The following is a 19966-nucleotide window of genomic DNA, read 5'->3' on the forward strand; positions in this document are numbered from 1 at the left end:
AAAGTAGCGTCGTCTGCCCGAAGGGCAGGCCTGGCGGCGTCTGGTGCGTGCGATCGCAAGGCGGAGGGTCGCCCCGATACTGGATGTATCGGGGCGACCCGACAACGCGGCTGGGGGTCCCCCCTCTGGGGGAGCGCGTGCCAGACGCCGCCAGGCAGGCGGGACTTTCGAAACACGCCCTAGTGCCCCGGCAGGCAACCTTTGCCCGTCGAGGGGCGGCGTCCGGTGGTTGGGGCCTTGGAACCGGACGGTTGACGGCGTCCGGACGATCAGCCGGGCTCCGTCCCCAGCCGGCCGCGCTCATAGGCCGTCTGCGAGGCGGCCGGCAACCGTCCGGCTAGAACAGGCTCAGCAGTGCCTCTGCCGGGTCTGTGAGGCCTGTGTCTCCGTCGGGTAGGGGGAGTTCGAACCACACCGTCTTGCCGCGGGGTGTCCGGCGGGAGCCCCAGGCCGCGCTGAGGAGTCCGACCAGTTGCAGGCCTCGGCCGCCCTCGTCGGTGTCGCGGGCCCTGCGGCGGCGCGGCTGGACCAGGCCCGCGTCCCAGACCTCGCACACCAGGGTGCGGTCGAGGAGCAGCCGTAGCCTGATCTCGCCCTCGCCGTACCGCAGCGCGTTCGTCACCAGCTCGCTGACCAGCAACTCCGTGGTGTCGACGAGGGGTTCGAGGTCCCAGGAGAGGAGCTGGCCGCGCGCGTACTCGCGGGCCCGGCCCACGCTGCGGGGCTCGCGCGGCAGCGTCCAGTCGCCGACGGAGTCGGCGGGCAGGCCCTGTACACGTGCCATCAGCAACGCGATGTCGTCCTCGCCGTGGTGCGTGTCGAGGGTGTTGAGGACGTGGTCGCAGACGTCCTCGAGGGGGGCGGAGGGGTCCGTGAGCGTGCCCACGAAGGCCTGGAGGCCCTCGTCCAGGGGATGGTCCCGGGATTCGACGAGGCCGTCCGTGTAGAGCGCGAGCAGCGCGCCCTCGGGCAGGTCGACCTCCACCTCCTCGAACGGCTCCCCGCCCACGCCGAGCGGCATGCCCGGCGGGACGTCCAGCATCAGCGCCGGCTCGCCGGGTTCGACCAGTACGGGGGGCAGATGGCCCGCGTTGGCGAAGGTGCAGCGCCGGGTGACGGAGTCGTAGACGGCGTAGACGCAGGTCGCGAGGTACACCTCGGACAGGTCGGCCTCGCGGGGGCGGCGGGCGGCGCGGGTGGCCTGCTGGACGCCGCCGGGGGTGCCGAGTCCGCGCGCGATCTCGTCCAACGCGGAGAGGACCTCGGCGGGTTCGAGGTCGAGCAGGGCCAGGGTGCGGACAGCCGTACGGAGTTCACCCATCGCGACCGCGGCGCGCAGACCTCGGCCCATCACGTCGCCCACCACCAACGCCGTGCGGTGGCCCGGAAGTTCGATGACGTCGAACCAGTCGCCGCCGACCTCGCTGGGGCGGTCGGTGGAGGAGTTGCCGGGCAGGTAGCGGCAGGCGATGTCCAGGCCGGAGGCGACCGGGTCGCCGGGTGGCAGCAGCGACCGTTGCAGTATCAGCGCCCGCTCGTGCTCCCGCCGGTACAGCCGGGCGTTGTCGATACAGACGGCCGCCCGGGCGGCCAGCTCCCAGGCCAGATCCCGGTCCCGGTCCCCGAACGGCTCACTGCCCTTGGTCCGTGAGAACTGCGCCAGGCCTACGACGGTGTCGTGGGCGACCATCGGGACGGCGAGCGTGGACTGCACCAGGCCGCCCTCCTCGCCCGGGATGGACTGCGGGCGGGCTGTGCGCAGGGCGTCCGCGCAGGGCGAGTTGAAGGGGAAGTGGTGGACCGCGCCGACCGCGACGGGCGGTCCGCTGCCCGCGAAGGGGGCGTCGGAGACGGCGGAGGAGAAGGCGACCCGGCGCAGTTCGGCGCTGCCGTCGGCGAGGCCTGGCGGGGTCTCGTCGCCGGCCAGCAGTCCCTGGTAGAGGTCGACGGTGGCCAGGTCGCAGAATCCGGGTACGACGACGTCGAGCAGCTCGCGCGCGGTCGTCTCCAGGTCGAGGGAGTTCCCTATGCGGGCGCCCGCCTCGTTCAGCAGGGCGAGATTGCGCCGTGCGGCGGCGGCTTCGCGGGCTGCGGCGCGGCGGGCGGTGATGTCGGTGCCGAGCCAGGCGATGCCGATGGGGCGGCCGGAGCCGCTGTTCACGCGATAGAGGTTGATCGACCAGTGCCGGCGTTCGTCCGAGCCCGGCACGAAACCGGTCACGTGCATGTCGGTGATGGAGTCGCCGGTCTCCAGGACCCGGCGCAGGGTGGCGCTGACCCGGTCCGCCTCGGGCCGGGGCAGGTAGTCGTGCACGCCCTTGCCGCGGTGGTCGTCGGGGGTGCCGCCGAAGATGGAGGCGAACCGCTCGTTGGCGCGGCGGACCCGCAGGTCGGGGTCGATCAGCAGGAAGCCGAACGGGGATTGGCCGAAAATGGCCTGCGAGGCGGCGAGATCGGTCTCGATGCTGCGCAGGGTGCGGACGTCCACGACGATGCACACGGCGGCGTTCTCGCCCTCGAGACTGCGCGTCGGCATGACGTACACCTCGGCGAGGCCCTGCTCGCCGCGGCCGCCGCCGGGCACGGGGTCCGGCATCCTGAAGGGGACCACGCCGGTCCACTCCCGCCCGTCGAGGATCTCGGCCATCTTGCGCTGGCCGCGCTCGCGCAGATCGGGGTCGATGAACGCATCGATCGGGTCCATGCCGACCGCCCGGTCTGCGGGGATGCCGAAAATCTGTTCGGCGCGCAGACTCCACTGGTCGACGAGTCCGTCGGGCCCGATCGAGAACGAGGCGACCTTGATGTAGTCGTAGATCGAGCCGGGTGGGCTGCTCTGCCACATGGCGTCACCGGGCGCGGCCTCCTCGCCCGCCCCGTAGGCAAAGGCGCGCACGGCCTCGGCCCTCGCGCGGTCCGACGGGTCCTCGGACTCCGTGGCCTTCGCTGGTATCTCGCTCACGCGAACCGTCCCCTCCAGCTCACCGCGTCCGGCACCGGTCACCGGGAGCGGCTGCCCGCAGTATCCAGCACTACGGCGCCGCACGACACGGTGTTCACGATCACAGCACGGTCCAGGCGTTTTTTGGACCGTTCCGCGACAACACTTCCAGTCTTCTAACCAGCGGGCACGCCGTCGAACCTCACCTTCGGACACCGTTCGCGGACCGTGGCCGGGCGGGGAGCGCCGACGCACCCTCCCCGTGCACCGGGTCAACCCGGCACGGCCAGTTCGAACCAGACCGTTTTTCCGGTGTCCCCCGGGCGAGTGCCCCAGCGGCGGGAGGACGAAGCCACCAGTTGCAGTCCGCGGCCGCTCTCGTCCTCGGGCAGGGCCACCCGCTCGCGGGGCGGGTCGGGCAGCGGATCGGAGACCTCGACCAGGAGAACACCCGCCAGACCCGCGGGACGCACCAGCCGGACACCGATGGGGCCGGTGGCGTGCCGCAGCGCGTTGGTCACCAGCTCGCTGACCAGCAGCGCCGCCAGGTCCCCCAGACTGTCGAGGCCCCAGTCGTGCAGCTGACCGCGGACCGCACCCCGCGCGGTGCGCACCGCTCCGGGATCCGCGGGGAACGTCCACTCGGCGCGGTCGCCTTCGGTGTCGGTCACGCCGATCACTTCCCAGGCCAGCGAGTCCACCCCTGTCTGAATTCATGGGGTTAATGGGCCCATACCCGATATCCGGGAGCCAGTACCGCGCTGACGGGTCCGGAGGGTGCATCGCCGGGCACGACCGTCAGCGGGCGTCCGTGCCCAGCCGGTCGAGGGTCTCGCGTACGGCGGGGACGTCCTGGTCGAGCCAGTCCACGTCCCAGATCTCGTCGGGGGTGAGCCAGCGCAGCGCGTCGTGGTCCTGCAGGGGTGCGGGCGCGGGGGAGCCGGGGCGCAGGCGGGCGGTCCACACGTGCAGGACGTAGGGCGGTTTCAGGGGCCACTCCCCCGGGACACGCTCCACGGCCTCGGTCTCGACGCCGAGTTCCTCGCGCAGCTCGCGGACGAGGGCCGCCTCGGGTCGCTCGCCGTGCTCGACCTTGCCGCCGGGCAGCTCCCAGCGGCCGGCGAGGTCCGGGGGTGCGCTGCGGCGGGCGGCGAGCAGACGGACACCGCTCCCGTCGCCGCCGTGTGCGAGGAGGGCGGCTCCGACCACCACGATCCGTTCCGTCATGCGCCGGAGCCTACGGGACTTCGGGGTGCTCAGTTCCGGGTGGCGTCCCCTGTCTGGCCGACGCGCTCGACCCAGTAGAGCTGCTTGTGTCCGCGATCGTCGAGGCTGTCCGCGACCGTCTGGGCCTCCGCCCGGGTGGCGTACCGCCCCACGCGGTAGCGATTGCCGCTGTCGTCCTGCCGTATGACGAGCCAGGGCAGGGAGATGGCGCCGTCGTTCATCGCGCCCCTCCGCTTCCCCGGCGTGGCCCGCCTCGCGCCCCGCTCTCCAAGGAAACCGCAATCCGCATATGCCCGAGCGTACGCCTTACCTTTACACAGCGAACACGGCTTTGCACAAAGAGGTACGCAACCAGCCAAGACGCAGGGGGCGCACGAGGCCGAACGCGCCGTGCGCACGCTCTTCCGCGTCCGGTCGGCGGGGTGCCGGACATATATGGGACGACCTGCGAGAACAACCGGAAACGACCGGATTCCGACGGCGCGCGGACAACGGCACGCAGGGCGTTTTCCGGGGGCAACTGCCGGAAGGGTGTGCGCCGTAGACGACGGTTGCGCTACGGAACGGACGGACCGACGGCCCTCCCACCGCCACGACGCCCCTCCCACCGCCGTCGGCGCTATCTGACGGGCAGGTGGTAGGAGACCTGGTAGCGGTCGGCCGGGATGACCACGTCGGCCGTCTCGACCGGGCGGCCCGAGGCGTAGTACGTGCGCTGGACGACCAGGACGACATGACCGGGGACACCGCCCAGGGCAAGGAGTTCCTCGGCGAGGCCGGGGCGCGCGCCGACCTCCTCCGTGACGTTGTCCACGATGACGTCGATCGCCCGCATGCGCTCGACCACGCCCATGCCGCCGAGCGGCCCCTCCTCGGGCAGCATGACGGGCGTGCGGCCGGTGACGGCGAGCGGCTCCCAGGAGGTGGAGAGCATCATCGCCTCACCGGCCTCCCGGAAGACGTACCGGGTGCACATCACGCGGTCGCCGGCCTTGATGGCGAGCCGCTCCGCCACCGCGCCGCTCGCCTCGGTCTGCTCGCTGCTGGACTCCCACGTCCCGCGTACGTGCGCCTCGGCCTGTTCCTGCCTGAAGGGGGTGGCGCCGCTGGTCGGCCGGTAGCCGGAGCGGGCGATCCGGCGCGGCACCGGCCGCTCCCGCACATACGTCCCGGAACCGGAGCGGCCCTCGACGAGCCCCTCGGCCATCAGCACCTTGCGGGCCTCCAGGGCGACGGTGTCCGACACGCCGTACTCCTCGCGGATTCTGGCCTGGGAGGGGAGGCGGGCATGCGGTGGCAGCGAGCCGTCGACGATCTTCTTGCGGAGATCACCCGCGACACGCAGATACGCCGGCTGCTCACCGAATGTCACTGGCCACTCCCATCAGGTTGTACAGACAGCAACAGCCTGGCAACCGTGGGTTCCCGCGTGCAAGCAAAGGCCAGGGAATCACTCGATGTGATGACATCTGTCCGGGAAAGGCTTTACCCAGGCACTTTCTCCCCGGTATGGACACGATCACACCTGGGATCACACATCCTCGCTGACGCTCCCCCCGCCGCTCCCGTCGTCGTAGTCGTCCTCGTCGTACGAGGGCGGGGTGGTGGCCAGGCCCAGAGCCTTGCGCGCGGCGACGGTGGTGTCGCCGTCGACGTAGTCATAGCCGCTGTCGTAATGCAGGTAGAAGGTGTCGGCGTCGCCCGCCGTCGCCGCCTTCGCCCAGTCCGCGCGGGCGTCCTCCATGTCCTTCGCCAGAGCGTCCACGGCGGTCCCGGTCCCGGCGGCCCAGGGGTGGTCGCGCAACACCTTCGACTGCTCGCCGAGCACGTCCCGGACGTCCGCCGCCCAGTCCTTGTTGCTGTCCAGGTCCTCCTCGGCGTATTCCCCGGGTTCGTCGTAGAAGACCTCGTCCACGGCGTTCATCGCCTTCAGGAAGGCCAGTTGGTCGGCGTCGAGGGTCGTCTCGTCGGCGCGCAGCGAGCCGGTGAGGGTGCCGGACTCGTCGGTGTCGGCGAAGACGCAGTTGATCTCGTGGTCACCCCACTCCCAGCTCTCACTGGTGGGGGTGAGGTAGTAGACGTCGACGTCGTCGGTCAGCGCCCAGGTGTCCATGGCGTAACCGTCCTGGAGCGTCCAGCACTTGTCCTCGGCCTTGCCCTCGACGTAGTCGTCGCCCGGGTAACTGCCGTCGGCGAGCGGGATCGTGGCGAACACCTCGCCGTCGTGCTCCCCGGAGCAGGGCACCTTGTCGGCGTCGTAGACGTCCTGGTCGAAGGTCGAGCCCGGCACGTCGAAGCAGTCGCCCTCGGCGAGCGAGAAGCTGCCGTTGCCGCGCGCCCCCTCCTTCACTCCCGCCCAGACCTCGGAGGCGACGTTCGTGGACAGCGACACCGCCCACAGCGCGAGTCCGAGAGCCGACACGACCGCTCCCGCGATCGCCATCCCCTTGCCGCGCTCGCCGCGCCTCCTGATCTGCACCAGGGCGACGATCCCGAGGACCAGTCCCACGGCCGGCAGGAAGCAGAGCAGACCGAGCACGAGGGCGGCGATGGCGACCCCGTTGACCGGCGCGGGACGCGTGAAGGGGGTGTAGCCCTGCCCCCAGACCTGGTAGGGCACGGGGCCGTAAGGGGCCTGCGGCCCCTGCGGGTACGGCCCTTGGGGGTACGGCGGCTGCGGATACGCACCCTGACCGCCCTGGTTGCCTTGGGCGCTCCGATCGCTCTGCGGGTCCTGCGGGGGCCGGTACGGGTCCTGGGGCTGCTGGGGCCCGGAGGGCGGGGGTATGGACACGGGTACCGTGCTCCTGGTTCGGGCGGCCGAGTGCCGGGGCGGCGGCCGGTCGGGAAAGTCGGTGCAGTCGACAGGCCGCATGTTGACGTGCTCCCTGGCCTAAAGTCCAGGGATTCCGGCCTGGAGATCGGCGGTTTCCCGTTCCTCACCCAACTCGCCGACAAGCGAATGGACTCGGTGCGGGTGACCGTGCCGGACGTGGCGGCCGACCGGGTGTCGCTGGCGAAGGTGTCGGCCACGGCCCATGACATACGACTGGACGCCGACGGTCTCACCTCCGTGCACGGTGCCCGCGTCCCCCGGCTCGACGGCGACGTCCTGCTGTCCTTCGCCGACCTCAACCGCGAACTCGGCGCGTCCCAGGTGACGTTCACCGGTGACGGCCGTGACCGGGTCCGGGCCGGCGGCACCCTGCCGGTCGCCGGGTACGACCTGCGACTGCGCGCCGAGGCCACGGTCCGGCGGCATGCCGAGCGGGGCATCGCCACGGAGATAGGCGGCATGCGCCTGGACATCGGGAACCTGGCCACCTACCGCCCCGGCACACGTGCCTCGGACGGCCTGCACCTGACGCCGAAGGCGGCCGCCGGCCTCGCCCGGGAGACCCGTAAGGCGAAGGCGCTGCTGTCGGCCCCGGCAGTCGTGCGGCAGTTGGGGCTGCCCGAGGCGACCGTGCGCGAGGCCCTGAGCGACGACGGCAAGCTCACCGGGCTGACCGGCTCCCCGCGCTTCGCCCGCCAGGCCCGGAGCCTCGACCTCATCGACCTGGCCCTGGACGACCCCGAGGCGCTCCGCGGCCTGGGCCTCGACCCCGACCTCCTCGACGCCCTGTCCCGGCTCACCCGCCCGGTCCTCGCCGACCGGCTGTCTCTGGCCTTCGAACTGCCGGAACCGAAGCTCGGGGACCTGCGCCTCCGGGACGTCCGCGTCGAGAAGGACGGCGTCCGCGTACGACTGACGGGCTCCGGCCTGACCGTGGGCAACTAGGGCGTGTTTCGAAAGTAGCGTCGTCCGCCCGTAGGGCGGGCCCGGCGGCGTCTGGTGCGTGCGATCCCGACAACGCGGCTGGGGGTCCCCCCTCTGGGGGAGTGCGTGCCAGGCGCCGCCGGGCAGGCGGGACTTTCGAAACACGCCCCAGCAGCCGGCAGCGAGTCAGCGCCGTCGGAAGGGGTCGGTCGTCGGCGCATGCAGGCATCTTGACTTGTTCACGCCATTCCTGCTTGTCTAGACCAAACCTCAGTGCGGTCCGCGCCACCCACCACTCCCTCATTGAATCGATTCACTCTCCTCCCTTCGCCGTCCCAGCCAGGAGCCGAGAGGCGAACACGTCTGCCCTGACCTCGTCGGAACCAACGCCATGGTCCGGCATCGCCCTTCCCTGCAAGGAGAAAGAGATCATGCGCACGCGCTTACGAATCGCTTCCGCCCTGGCGGGTCTCGGACTGATCGCCGCCCTGCAAGCGGCCGGACTGGGTGCCGCGTCACCGGCGTCCGCCGCATCCGCACCCAACGCCTGGCCGGCCCACGTGTTCGCACCGTACGTGGACATAACGTCGGGGAACGTGACCCTCAGCGACGTGGCGAACAACTACGGCACCAAGTTCTTCACCCTCGCCTTCGTCAACGGACCGGGCTGCCAGTGGACGATCGGAGGGACGGCGGCAGCGCAGACTCAGATCGACAACCTCCGGGCCCTGGGCGGCGATGTCTCGGTGTCCTTCGGCGGCTGGACCGCCGACAGCTCCCTGACGGAGCTCGGTGACTCCTGCGGCAGCCCGGAGGCGGCGGCGACGCAGATCGAGTCGGTGATCACGACTTTCAACCTGTCCCACATCGACTTCGACGTCGAGTCGGCTTCGCTGACCAATGCGGCCGGCGTCGACCGCCGCAACAAGGCCCTGGCCCAGGTGCGCAACTGGGCCGCCGCCAACAACCGTTCGCTGTCCGTCTCCTACACCGTGCCGGCCACCACCGGCGGGCTGAGCGGCGACGACGTGAACCTGCTGAACAACGCGGTGTCCAACGGCTTCACCCCCGATGTCGTCAACCTGATGACGATGGACTACGGGCCCGCCGGCATCGACATGGGCGCGGCGGCCGACCAGGCCCTGGACGGCGCGGCCGGCCAGGTCGCGAGCATCTTCGGCATCTCCACGACCGCGGCGTACGCGAAGCTCGGCAACACACCGATGATCGGGCAGAACGACACGGCCGGCGAGACTTTCACCCTCGCCAACGCGAGCACTGTCGAGGCCTACGCCGCGTCCAAGGGCATCGCGATGCTGTCGTACTGGTCGCAGAACCGCGACAACGGCGGCTGCCCCGGCCAGACCACGGCATCGAGCGTCTGCAGCGGCATCAGCCAGAACGCGGGGGACTTCGCCAGGACGTTCCAGCCGTTCAGCAGCAACACGGTGCAGGCGCTGCCCGGGACCTGGACACCGTGCGCGAGCGAGGGCGGCACCTGCGCGATCAGCGGAGCGACGGTGGTGGCCTACGGCACGGGAGGCAGGTTCAACTACGCCACCGAGAGCAGCTCGACCGCGTGCACGAACGCCACCTTCGAGGACCCGGCACCCGACGTCGTCAAGGCCTGCTACGCGCAGACCGCGCCGCCCGCGACGAACGTGTGGGCCTCCTGCGCGAGCGAGGGCGGCACCTGCTCCTTCGCCGGGGTGATGACCGTGGCCTACGGCGCGAACGGCGCATTCAGCTACGCCACCGTGCCGGCCACCTCCTGCACCAACGCGGTCTTCCGCGATCCGGCCCCCGGCACCGTCAAGTCCTGCTACCTGATGGCCGCGCCGCCCTCGTTCACCACCTGGACGCAGTGTGCGTCCGAGGGCGGGACCTGCTCCTTCAGCGGGACGCACGAGGTCGCCTACGGCGCCGCCGGAAAGTACGCCTACCGAACCGTCAGCGGTTCGACCGGGTGCAGCAACGCCGTCTTCACCGACCCCGTCGACGGGACGGCGAAGAAGTGCTTCGTGCAGTAGCCCGGGGCCCGGCCGAGCCCTCCTTCGGGACGGGCTCGGCCGGGCCATGAATGAAGGCTGGAGAACGACACAGCGGCATCGCCAAGGCCTGCTACGTCCAGTAGCGCGCGCCCGCAATGTCGCCGAGAAGTGCGGGCCCGCGCACGCCGGGCCCGCCCCGCTTTCAGTGGAGGTGTCCGATGCCGGATCCGCGCTCAGGCGCAGTGACCGTTCCCCGACGCACCGTGCGGATGCTGTGCGCCGTCGCCGCGTCGTTACTGGCGGCGGCGGTGATGGTGCCGCCGCAGGCGGGGGCCGTCACGTACACCTCCGCCGCGAACACAGCGGCCGGTGACGGCTATGTCGCGATGGGCAGTTCGTTCGCCGCGGGCCCGGGCATCCTGCCCCAGCAGACCGGCAGCGGGGCCGCGGCGTGCTCGCGGTCGCTCAACAACTACGCGGGCATCGTGGCCCGCGACACCGGCGCGGACCTGACGGATGTGACGTGCAGCGGCGCCACGACCGCGAACATCCTGACCTCCGCCCAAGGCGCGCAGCCACCGCAGATCGACGCCGTGACCGGTACGACCCGGCGGGTCACGGTCACCATCGGCGGCAATGACGTCAACTACCTCGGCAGCCTCGGCACGTACTCCTGCCAGACCAGCGGCGGCACGAGCTGCGGCACCGTGGACCAGACCGCGATCAACCAGACCTTCGAGGAACTGGCCGACCGGCTGGTGAACGTCGTGACCGCCGTCCACGACACCGCCCCGCAGGCGCAGGTCTACCTGGTGAACTACTTCACCATCCTGCCGGACACCGGTACCTGCACCGATGTGCCGCTCACCGCCGACCAGCTGGCGTTCGAGCGCAGCGTCGCCACCCGCCTGGCGGACGCGACCGCCACCGCGGCGACCGCCACCGGAGCGACCCTGGTCGATCTCGCCACCGCCGGCCGCGGCCACGACGCGTGCTCGTCCGCCCCGTGGGTGGAGACGTACCGGCCCGCCTCGGGGCGGGTCGCGTACCACCCGAACGAGGCCGGCATGGAAGCCGCGGCCGCCCTGGTGGAGTCCGCGCTGGGTACGGGTCCCCTGCGTGCGGGTTTCACCCGGTGCGCGGGCGAGGGCGGCACCTGCTCCTTCAGCGGCACCCGCGCGGTGGCCTACGGCGCCGGGACCTACACCTACGAGACGGCGACCGGCAGCACCGTCTGCGCCAACGCCTCCTTCGGCGGCGACCCGGCCGTCAACGTCCTCAAGTCCTGCTACGTCGCCGGCGCCGACGGCCCACCCGGATACACCACCTGCGCCGCCGAGGGCGGCACCTGCACCGTCCCCGGCACCCGCCGCGATCTGGCCTACGGCGCGGGCGGCAACTTCGCCCACCAGGTGACGAGCGGCTCCGTCGCCTGTACCGACGCCCAGTTCGGCGACCCTGCGGGCGGTGTCGTCAAGTCCTGCTACGTCGCGGAGGCGGGCGGCCCGCCCGGATCCACCGTCTGCGCCACCGAAGGCGGCACCTGCCCGGCCGCCGCGGGACAGCCGGTGGCCTACGGCGCCTACGGCGCGTTCGCCACCATCACCGCCACCGGCGACACTCCCTGTACCAACCCCACCTTCGGCGATCCCATACCCGGCGTGTCCAAAGCCTGCTACACCTTCGCCGGCGGACCGAGCGGCTACACCACCGCCTGCTCCGACGAAAACAGCGCCTGCGCCTTCTCCGGACAGCAAACCGTCGCGTACGGCGCACGAGGCCGCTTCACCTACAGGACCTTCACCGGCGGCACCCCTTGCACCACGACGGCATTCGGCACCGACCCGCTCTACGGCGTGTCCAAAACCTGCTACCTCACCCCCTGACGGACCATCCCCGACCAGCCGTCGCCGAACTCGGGTCCCGCGCGGGCCGGCGTGCCTGCACTCCGAATCAGCCGGGAAGACCGAGTCGGCTCGGCGGCCTGCTCCTCAGGGCGACACCGGCGCACCTTGGTCAGACGATGCCCCGCGGACGCGGCACCGATGTCGGGACGGGGCTCCCGGGTCCGGCTTCCCGGGAGCCCCGTCAGGTCGTGCCCGTTCGGCCGGCCGTGGGCCGGTCGGCCGTCCGCGGTCAGTGCCTGCCGGTCACCTTCATGGTGGCGGACAGCGCCGGGACGGCGTACGGCGAGTCGGTGCCGACGGTCAGCCCGCTCGTGTAGGTGCCGGCCCGGCCGACCTTGCCCGCGTTCAGGGTGACCTGCACCTTCACCGCGGCGCCCGGGGCGACGGTGACGGTGTGTGGTGCCGACAGCCAGGCGGCGGCGCCCGAGCTGCCGCAGTCGCCGTACCCCGGCAGCTGCTCGACGCCACTGACCGGGCCATCGCTGCCCGCGGTGCCGCCGACGACGTACAGCCCGCAGGCGCCACTGCCGCGGTAGACCAGCGCGTCGGCCGCCGGCAGAGCCGACCAGGAGTCGGTTGCCGGGTCGTACTCCTCGGTCTGGTTGGTCAGTTGCCCGCCGGTGACGCCGCCGGTCAGCTGCAGCCGCCCGCCGGAGGACGCGGAGGCCATCGCCCAGTTCGGGTACGGCAGGTCGGCCCGCGCGGTCCACTTGCCGGTGACCGGGTCGAACGCGTACGTCGCCGTCGTCTCCTCGCCGCTGACCGGGTCGGTCCCGCCGGCGCAGACGACCTGGCCGTCGATGCCGGCGCAGGAGAGCCACGAGTCGCTGATCGGGTAGTCGGCCGCCTGGCTCCAGGTGTCGGCCTGGGGGTCGTAGACGTAGGTCGCCCGCGAGGCCGGGGCGCAGTCGCCGCCGCAGCCGGCCACCACGTAGAGCCGGCCGCCCAGGACCGCGGTACCGCCGGCGGTGACGCCCGCGGGGAGCGCCGCCGTCGAGGACCACGAGTCGTGTTCGGGGTCGTAGCGGTACGCCGCGGTCGAGGCGTTGCCGGTGCTGTCCCAGCCGCCGACGACGTAGATCTCGCCGTCGACCGCCTCCACGCCGGGCTTCTCCAGCGCCTCCGGCATGTTCGCCAGCCGCTGCCATCCGCCGGCGGCCGGATCGTGGACGTAGCCCTTGAACAGCACGTTCGCCCCGTCGGTCCCGCCGAAGGCGTAGACCTTCCCGTCGAGCGTCACCGTGCCGTCGTCCATCACCGGCGTCGGCAGGGCGTCGGCGGTCGTCCAGGCGGTGGCGCCCGCCACGGTGGTCGCGTCGGCCGGGCTCGTCGGTGTGGCGGCCCCGTGCGTCTCACCGGAGAGCAGCGGTCCGCGGGTGAAGTCGCCGCCGGCGTGCCGGAGCGGTGCGCCGGCGTTGGGCTTCCCCTGGCCGCCCGAGTGCGAGTCCGGCGTGTACGAGCCGTCCTGCGGGTTGAGGACGACGTGGACGGGTGCGGTGCCGGTGTTGCGGAGCGTCACGGTCCGGGTCGTCGGCCGGCCCAGCGGCTGGGTGACCCGCAGCGGGTCGCCGGAGACGCTGATCCGGCCGGCACCCAGGCGCCAGTCCGTCCGGGTGACCTGGTCGTGGGCGACGCGGACCTTCGCGGTCGAGCCCGTGTACGCGCCGTCGACGACCGCCAGCGGGGTCCGGCCGGAGCTGTCGGCGGCCGAGGCGGGCGCGAACAGCTCGTAGGCGCCGCCGGCCGTCGTGGCCGTCGGGGTGCCGCCCACACTGACGGTGGCGCCGGAGAGTGCCTTGCCGGTGTTGGCGTCATCGACGGTGCCGGCCACGAGCCCGCCGGCGACGGCGTCGCAGGAGCGGTCGCCGATGAAGACGTCGTCGATCTTCCAGAACCACGAGTGGACCGCGTCGTACCGGAACCGGACCCGCACGTCGCTCTTGCCCGCGGCCTGCGGGATCGCGACGACCTCGGGGCCGTAGGCGATCGTGCGGGACATGTGCCAGACCGAGGTCCAGGTCCGGCCGCCGTCGGTGCTGACCTCGACGTAGGCGTTGGAGTTGTAGATGGGCGACATGAAGGAGTTGTCGAAGGTGACGATCGGCGTGGCGTCGCCGCTCAGGTCGAGCACCGGCGAGACCAGGCTGGTCGTCTCGTGAGTGTCGTTGCCGCCGTCGTGGGAGTCGACCTCGGCGAACTGGCCGGTGCCGCCGGTGTCGTTGCCGAAGTGACCCGGGTCGTCGAAGCGCCAGGTGACCCCGGAGCCGCTGTCGTCGGTGACCGTCCAGCCGTCCTGCGGCGTGGCGCCGGTCCAGCCCTCGAAGCCGGTGGTGGCGCGGTCGTATCCGAAGCGGTAGCCGAGCGCGGTGCAGGCGCTGGCGTCCACGGACAGCGACACGTCGTGCCGTACGTCGCTGCCGCCGACGGTGACGGTTTCGTCCGCCGCCCGGTAACCCGGCAGGGTCGCCGAGACGTGCAGCTTGTAGTTCCCGTCGTCCGGCAGCCGGACGGAGTACCGGCCGGTGACCGGGTCGGTGTCGACCGTGCCGCCGGGGTAGCCGTCGACGGTGATCGTCGCGGCGAGCGGCCAGCCGTGGCCCGAGGCGTCGGTGACGGTCCCGGAGACGGCGTGGGTGGGCAGGGCGCGCAGCGTGAAGGACTTCTTCGCCGCGCTCCCCTCGGTGACCTTCAGCGTGGTGGTGGCCGTCGCGTAGCCGAACTGCGCGACGGTCAGGGTGTAGTCGCCCGGCGCGGGGGCGAGTGTGAAGCCGCCCGACGCGTCCGTCGTGGCGGAGTAGCTGTGGCCGTCCGCGTCCGTGGCGGTGACCGAGGCGCCCGGGACGGGCCCGCCGGCCGTTCCCGGGCCGGTGCCGCGCACGGTACCGGTGACGAGACCGTGCGGGCCCTGCCGGAACGCGCCGACGCCGACGGGCGTGCCGAGTCCGGTGGGGCCGTCCCAGCCCTCGCGGGCGTTGCAGAGCTGGTCGCCGCAGTGGCCGTCGGAGCCGGACGTGACGTCGGTGAGGTCGCCGGCGTTCGTGTCGTCGTACGGGTAGGTCACCGGGTAGGTGCCGGGTGTCGGGGTGCCCGCGAGGGCGTACATCGCGGCGACGAGCGGCGCCGAGAGCGAGGTGCCGCCGACCTGGAGCCAGCCGCCGACCGCGGGATTCGAGTCGTAGATGCCGAGGCCGGTGGCCGGGTCGGCGACCGCGGAGACGTCGGCGATGGCACGTTTGTCGCAGCCGGTGTCGATGCCCTGCTGATACGCCGGCTTCGGCTCGGTGGTCGAACAGCCGGAGCCGCCCGAGGCCCAGGCCGTCTCGGTCCAGCCGCGGGCGGTGGTGGTGTCCTCGGTCAGCGTCGTCCCGCCGACGGCGAGCACGTTTCCGTTCGACGCGGGCCAGTTGACGATGTTGCCGTAGTCGCCGGTGGATGCGGTGACGGCGATGCCGGGGTGGTCGTAGTAGTGGTCGTACGCCTCCGGGGCGCTTCCCTCGCCGGGGACGCCGTAGGAGTTGGAGATGGCCACGGGGTTGCGGGCGGCGGCGGTGTCCTCCGCCCTGCCGAGGTCGTCGACGGAGGCCGAGTCCGCCTCGACGAGCAGGATGTGGCACTGCGGGCATGCGGCGGAGACGGCGTCGAGGTCGAGCGCGGTCTCCATGGCCCAACTGGGGTCCTCAGGCGGGAGATTGTCGCCGCCGTTCTGGTCGACCTTCGTGAAGCAGCCGTTCGCCTCCGTGCACGCGGGAAGGCCGTAGGTGCTGCGGAAGACGGCCAGATCGGCTTCGGCGGCGGTGTAGCCGCCGGCGTCGACGATGGCGACCGTCCTGCCCGAGCCGCCCGTGGGCAGGTCGTAGGCCGCCCTGAGATCGTCCGGGGTGAGGGCGGCCACGGGAGGTGTGGACGAGCCTGCGGCCAGGGCGCCGTGACCGTCGGTCACTCCCATGAGGTGGCAGGTGGCATAGGGTGCGTCACCCTTCTGCTCGGAGGCGGGCAGGGGGACGGCACATCCAGCGGGCTTGTAGGCCGCTGTGTTCTGCGGGGTGCCGCTGGTCGGTGCGGGTGCCGCCTGCGCCGGGGCGACGGCCATCAGGCCGGAGGCCACGGTGCAGGCGACCGCAACCCCGGCGGCCCATACGCGTATTGGTCTGTGCATCGCTCTTCTCAGGGAGTCCGTCGGCCGGGCCGACTCGAGTGGGTCTGGTCAGACCGGCCGGTACTCCACACCGGCCTTCCGTCGGCAGCCGCGCGGCTGGTCCGCGCTCGCCGTCGGGGCCGGATCGGCGGCGGTCTCCTCACCGTCGGCGGAATCGTCGGTGGAACCCGTGAGGGAACCGTCGACGGGTCCGGCCACCGGCTCCTCGCCGGACCGTTCGGCGCCGTTGCCAGAGGTCATGGCGGTTGCTCCGTTCTGTCCCAGAGCCAGCAGTGAACGACGCGCGGCGATCGGGCGGCAATGCGCAGAACTACCCGGGAAACTCGGGGCGGTTGCCGTCGACTACTCCGCCGCCGACGGCCGCGGCATGCTCCCCGGCAGCGGTACGTCACTGGACTCCACCGCGGCGACGGCGAGCGCGGTGCGCGAGGGCACGCCCCGTTTGCGCATCGCGGAGTGGACGTGCTTCTCGACGGTGCGGGGCGAGAGTCCGAGGACGCGGGCGATCTGTGCGCTGGTCCGGCCCTCCACGAGCAGGCGCACCACCTCGAGTTCGCGCGGCGACAGCTGGTCACCGTAGCCGGGCCTGCCCACCCGTGCTCCGACCCGGACACCCTCGTCCGCGAGGGCACGCCGCACCCGGTCCGCGTCCCCGCTCGCGCCGAGGGCGGTGAGGGCGTCGAAGACCTCGCGGAGCATGCCGACGGCCCGGTCCCGCTCGCCGACGGCGAGGTGACAGCCGGCCGCCGCCTCGCGGGCCAGCTGGGCGTCGTACGGTCTCGGCAGGGCGGCCCAGACGGCGCCCGCCTCCTCGAAGTGCCCGGCAGCGCCGGTCAGGTCACCGCCGGCCCTGGCGAGCAGGGCCTCGGTCAGCCGGCAGGCGGCCGTCGCCACCGGCGCGTCCAGGCCGCGGGTACCCGCCATGAACGCCTCGGCCGCGCGGGCGGCCTCCCCGACGCGCCCGTCTTCGAGCAGGGCGCGGACCCGGAGCGGGGCGATCTCGGCGGCCCAGAGCCACAGCCCCTTGACCTCGACGAGCCGCCAGGCGGCGTCGGTCGCGGCCAGCGCCTCCTCGGGGCGGCCTGCGGCGATCGCCAGCCGCGCGAGCACGGCGGACGGGTCACGGGAACCGTCGGCGGGGCCGCGCGGAAGCCCGACCGCGATCGCGGCGCGGACCCGCTCCCGGGCCCGACGATGGTCGCCGCGAGCGGCGTCGAGCAGACCGGCCAACAACATTGCGTCGGCGCGCAGCACGGGTTCGTCGGCGTCGAGGGCCAGGGCCGACCACTCCGTTGGGCCCGTCCAGCCGCCGGTGAGCCAGTCGAGGTGGGCGAGGGTCGCCCCGACGAGGTCGCGCAGGCGCAGGTGCTGGTGCTGCTCGGCCAGGGCGGCGGCCGCGTCGAGCCGGCGCCGGGCGTCGTCGTAGCGGCCCCACAGCATCGCCGCCTCACCGAGGTTGGCGAACCCCCGGGCGCGCTGCAGCACCTCGCCGGGGGTCTCCCCGTCGGCCGGCAGGTCGCGTGCCGCCGTCCAGCCGACGGGGTCGCCGAGTACCAGGAGCGTGGCGGCGCGGTCCACGAGAAAGGAGAGCCGGTACTCGGGCGACGGACCCGGCCAGGCCTCGACGAGCCGCTCGGCGCGCTCCAGCCAGGCACGGTGGTGCGCCGCCGGGTGCCCGGTGCCGAGCGGGCGGGCGAGCATCATCATCGCGTGGACCGCGGCGGCCGGCCGGCCTTGGACCAGCCCGGGTACGACCCGCTCCATCTCGACCGAGGCGGCCTCCACGTCACCGACGTGGAACATCAGCCGGGCCAGCTGCCAGGTGGCCTCGGTCCGCTCCCCGGGCGTGAGTTCGCCGTCGACGGTCTCGCGCAGCACGGTGACGATCTGGCGCAGCGGCCCGTTGCCGGGCGCGGCGTACAGCGGCATGCGCTGCACCAGACGGGACACCGCCGCACCGCGGACGGCACCGCCGGTGAGGAGGTCGAGGAGCAGCCCGAACGCCGTACGCGGGTCGCCCGACAAGATCGCGTGGTCCGCTGCCTGCTCGGCGTACGCCGCCCAGCGGTCCGGGTCGCCCGCCTCCCGGAAGTGCCGGGCCAGCTCGGCGACACGGCGTACCGGCTCCCGCTCGAGTGCTTCCCCGGCGCGGCGGTGGAGGCGACCGCGCTCCATGGCGCCGAGGGCCTGGTAGACGCTGCGCGCGGCCAGCATGTGACGGAACCCCACCCTGGCGTCGTGGTCCTCGTGCAGCAGCCCGCCGACGAGCGCCTCGGCCAGAGCGGTCTCCGCCTCCGGCAGGGGTATGCCGGCGACCTCGGCGACCAACGCCGACGCCCGCTCCCCCTCGAGTACGGCGAGCGCGGCCAGCGCCGAGCAGGCCGCCGGCCCGAGGTGGGAGGTCCGCTCGAGCACGGCGTCACGGATGCTGGGCGGTACGTCCAGTTCCGCGACGTCGCGCCGCAGCCAGGCGCCGTCCTCGCAGACCAGGTCCGCGCGGTCGTGGAGCAGCCGCACGGACTCCTCGACGGCGAGCGGCAGTCCGTCGGTGTGACTGCGGAGGAACTCGGCGAACTCCACCGAGACCGGCTCCCCGCCGAGCATCGAGGACACCAGGTCCGCCGTCCCGGCGGTGTCCAGGGGCCCGGGTTCCAGGCGGGTGACGCCGGCCTGGGCGACCAGCCGGCGCAGCAGCGATTCCGGGCGGACGTCCTCGGGACGGTAGGTGAGGACGAGGTGCGGGATCCGCTCCCGCCGGGCCCGCAGGAACAGCAGGAGTTCGAGGGTGGTCTCGTCGGCCCAGTGGGCGTCCTCCACCACGAACAGGCCGACGCCGAGGGCGTCGATGAGTTCGATGAGCGCGCGGAGCAGACGGTGCCGGGCGGCTGCGGCGTCGGGCAGCGGCTCGGGCGCGGGCGGCAGTTGCTCGGCCCACTCCGGGAAGACCGGCCGCAGCGCTCCCGCCAGCCCGGTGAGCGGCAGACCGGCGACGCAGTCGGCCAGCCGGGGTATGGCGTCGACGACCGGGCCGAGCGTGTACGGCTCCCGGAAGGGCGGGCACACCGCGACCAGCGCCGTCTCCGCACGCCGCAGCAGGAGCTCGTGGAGCAGCCGGGTCTTCCCGATCCCCGCCTCACCCGCGACCACCACGAATCCCGGCCGCTCGTCGAGGGCCCGGTCGAGCAGCGAGAGGTCGCGGTCGCGGCCGACCAGGCGGGGTACGCTCAGGTCAGGTCGGCGTGTCGGCGCGCCGGCACTCTCCGCTGCAGTCATCTCCGCCTCCGCTCCGGCCCGTTGGACTCATTCTGCCGGGCGCCCGTGACGCGGCCGGTGGCCGATCATGTCGGCGGTGTCACGCCGCTCCCTCGACGGTGTACGCGCATTTCGACACGGCCATGACCATACGGAAGCCCTCTCTCGCGGCAGGCGGGCCGCGCGCGGCCCGGCAGGCGCTGGTCGACGCGCTCGCCCTGTGGACGGGCGAACCCGTCGACGACCGTGACCGTGCGCACGTCGGCGCATTCCGGGCCGCGGTGGCGGGCGCGTTGGCGGCCGCCCACGCTCCCTGACCAGACCCCCGCGATCCCGGATGTGCTGCGCCGGGCCGCGGCACGGGCCCGACTGTGGCGCGTGCACGCCGGAACGCTGCACGTCCAAGACCTCCCGGAAAGCTGAGGACCATCACCGTGACCGTGACATCCGCCGCCCGCGCCGAACACCCACGGGCCGCCCTCGTCGACCTGCCCCCCACGCCGAGGCGCTCTACCGGGACCCCTGCTCCGTACTCGCCGAACTCGCGCCGGCGCGCAGCCAGTTCTTGCTCAGTGTGGGCTCGTTGAGCGCGGCGAAAGCCTCGTCGTAGCCGACGATCAGCCATAGCTCGCTGCCGCTCGGCAGACGGACGAAATGCACCGGCCCCCGGTCCTGGCCCCGGCCGCCGACCGCACCTGGCGCAGCACCCTCATCACCCGCGGCCTCACCCGG

General features: G+C 72.7%; 13 protein-coding genes and 1 pseudogene. 4 read left to right on the forward strand and 10 right to left on the reverse strand.

The window, feature by feature from the left end:
- Window positions 1-337: 337 nt before the first annotated feature.
- The 6 genes from ABT057_RS41520 to ABT057_RS41545 form a co-directional block, all read right to left on the reverse strand.
- Entirely contained in the window at window positions 338-2962 is a 2625-nt protein-coding gene (locus tag ABT057_RS41520) for a SpoIIE family protein phosphatase (RefSeq protein ID WP_352349146.1), read from the reverse strand.
- Window positions 2963-3213: 251 nt separating this feature from the next.
- On the reverse strand, window positions 3214-3642 hold the full coding sequence (locus tag ABT057_RS41525) for an ATP-binding protein (RefSeq protein WP_352349147.1): 429 nt from the start codon (window positions 3640-3642) through the stop codon (window positions 3214-3216).
- A 97-nt stretch (window positions 3643-3739) separates the two neighbouring features.
- Window positions 3740-4168 (reverse strand): (deoxy)nucleoside triphosphate pyrophosphohydrolase, encoded by a 429-nt coding sequence (locus tag ABT057_RS41530; RefSeq protein WP_352349148.1) that lies wholly within the window; start codon window positions 4166-4168, stop codon window positions 3740-3742.
- Window positions 4169-4197: 29 nt separating this feature from the next.
- On the reverse strand, window positions 4198-4389 hold the full coding sequence (locus ABT057_RS41535; protein WP_352349149.1) for an SPOR domain-containing protein: 192 nt from the start codon (window positions 4387-4389) through the stop codon (window positions 4198-4200).
- Between the two features lie 398 nt (window positions 4390-4787).
- Window positions 4788-5540, reverse strand: coding sequence for a GntR family transcriptional regulator (locus ABT057_RS41540; RefSeq protein WP_352349150.1), 753 nt, complete (start codon window positions 5538-5540; stop codon window positions 4788-4790).
- A 159-nt stretch (window positions 5541-5699) separates the two neighbouring features.
- Window positions 5700-6962 (reverse strand): DUF4190 domain-containing protein, encoded by a 1263-nt coding sequence (locus tag ABT057_RS41545; protein WP_352349151.1) that lies wholly within the window; start codon window positions 6960-6962, stop codon window positions 5700-5702.
- 120 nt (window positions 6963-7082) lie between these two features.
- Here ABT057_RS41545 and ABT057_RS41550 point away from each other — a divergent pair.
- From ABT057_RS41550 to ABT057_RS41560, 3 genes and pseudogenes are all read left to right on the forward strand, one after another.
- Window positions 7083-7949: pseudogene (locus ABT057_RS41550) on the forward strand (LmeA family phospholipid-binding protein); the annotation flags it as partial.
- A 410-nt stretch (window positions 7950-8359) separates the two neighbouring features.
- The gene (locus ABT057_RS41555) at window positions 8360-9958 is read left to right on the forward strand and encodes a chitinase (protein ID WP_352349152.1); all 1599 of its coding nucleotides are present in this window, start codon (window positions 8360-8362) and stop codon (window positions 9956-9958) included.
- Between the two features lie 203 nt (window positions 9959-10161).
- Window positions 10162-11805: an SGNH/GDSL hydrolase family protein gene (locus ABT057_RS41560; RefSeq protein WP_352349153.1), complete on the forward strand. Its 1644-nt coding sequence runs from the start codon at window positions 10162-10164 to the stop codon at window positions 11803-11805.
- A gap of 250 nt (window positions 11806-12055) precedes the next feature.
- On the opposite strand, the gene ABT057_RS41565 is transcribed toward ABT057_RS41560, so the two are convergent.
- The 3 genes from ABT057_RS41565 to ABT057_RS41575 form a co-directional block, all read right to left on the reverse strand.
- Window positions 12056-15982 (reverse strand): carboxypeptidase regulatory-like domain-containing protein, encoded by a 3927-nt coding sequence (locus ABT057_RS41565; protein WP_352349154.1) that lies wholly within the window; start codon window positions 15980-15982, stop codon window positions 12056-12058.
- Between the two features lie 48 nt (window positions 15983-16030).
- A complete protein-coding gene (locus ABT057_RS41570; protein ID WP_352349155.1) occupies window positions 16031-16222 on the reverse strand; it encodes a hypothetical protein in 192 nt (63 codons plus the stop codon).
- Window positions 16223-16324: 102 nt separating this feature from the next.
- Window positions 16325-19255: an ATP-binding protein gene (locus tag ABT057_RS41575; protein ID WP_352349156.1), complete on the reverse strand. Its 2931-nt coding sequence runs from the start codon at window positions 19253-19255 to the stop codon at window positions 16325-16327.
- 122 nt (window positions 19256-19377) lie between these two features.
- On the opposite strand from ABT057_RS41575, the gene ABT057_RS41580 reads away from it, so the two are divergent.
- Entirely contained in the window at window positions 19378-19551 is a 174-nt protein-coding gene (locus ABT057_RS41580) for a hypothetical protein (protein WP_352349157.1), read from the forward strand.
- A 193-nt stretch (window positions 19552-19744) separates the two neighbouring features.
- On the opposite strand, the gene ABT057_RS41585 is transcribed toward ABT057_RS41580, so the two are convergent.
- Window positions 19745-19894, reverse strand: a complete 150-nt coding sequence (locus ABT057_RS41585) for a hypothetical protein (RefSeq protein WP_352349158.1) — start codon at window positions 19892-19894, stop codon at window positions 19745-19747.
- Between the last annotated feature and the right edge of the window lie 72 nt (window positions 19895-19966).

Source organism: Streptomyces sp. NPDC002588, assembly GCF_040295925.1.
GTDB lineage: Bacteria > Actinomycetota > Actinomycetes > Streptomycetales > Streptomycetaceae > Streptomyces.

Bases quoted from the DNA above. Each gene is read 5' to 3' on its own strand.
- ABT057_RS41530 (WP_352349148.1), bottom strand. From the start codon at position 4,168: ATGACGGAACGGATCGTGGTGGTCGGAGCCGCCCTCCTCGCACACGGC.
- ABT057_RS41535 (WP_352349149.1), bottom strand. From the start codon at position 4,389: ATGAACGACGGCGCCATCTCCCTGCCCTGGCTCGTCATACGGCAGGAC.
- ABT057_RS41555 (WP_352349152.1), top strand. From the start codon at position 8,360: ATGCGCACGCGCTTACGAATCGCTTCCGCCCTGGCGGGTCTCGGACTG.
- ABT057_RS41565 (WP_352349154.1), bottom strand. From the start codon at position 15,982: ATGCACAGACCAATACGCGTATGGGCCGCCGGGGTTGCGGTCGCCTGC.
- ABT057_RS41570 (WP_352349155.1), bottom strand. From the start codon at position 16,222: ATGACCTCTGGCAACGGCGCCGAACGGTCCGGCGAGGAGCCGGTGGCC.
- ABT057_RS41575 (WP_352349156.1), bottom strand. From the start codon at position 19,255: ATGACTGCAGCGGAGAGTGCCGGCGCGCCGACACGCCGACCTGACCTG.
- ABT057_RS41580 (WP_352349157.1), top strand. From the start codon at position 19,378: ATGACCATACGGAAGCCCTCTCTCGCGGCAGGCGGGCCGCGCGCGGCC.